The organism is Saezia sanguinis (assembly GCF_003991585.1).
GTDB classification, from domain to species: Bacteria; Pseudomonadota; Gammaproteobacteria; order Burkholderiales; family Burkholderiaceae_C; genus Saezia; species Saezia sanguinis.
Genome location: NZ_PQSP01000107.1, coordinates 1 through 262 on the forward strand (window position 1 = coordinate 1; position 262 = coordinate 262).

Consider the following 262-nt stretch of genomic DNA (forward strand, 5'->3'; position numbering starts at 1 on the left):
GGACAGAATATGTCGCCAGCCGTCGAGTAACTCACCTGCCCGAACCTGGCGTTCGGGGACGCGAGCCGGGCGTTCTTCTCGGCCGCGAATCATCGTCAGCCCCAGCGCCGAGAGCAGGTAGCTCACCGCATCGACCACTACGGTGATGACCGGACCGAACAGGCCGATTGCCGCGCCGCCCAGTGGTGGCCCGACGGCGATGGAACTCCAGTTCGTCGACTCGAATCGCGCATTGGCCACGAGTAGGTCGTCCTGCCGGACG

The 262-nt window shown here is 65.6% G+C and carries 1 protein-coding gene; it reads right to left on the minus strand.

Going from position 1 to position 262, the window contains the following annotated elements; translation table 11 throughout:
• Positions 1-240, minus strand: a 240-nt coding sequence (locus tag CUZ56_RS15150; protein ID WP_204250955.1) for an MFS transporter, incomplete at its 3' end; no start/stop codon positions are given.
• Positions 241-262 lie beyond the last annotated feature (22 nt).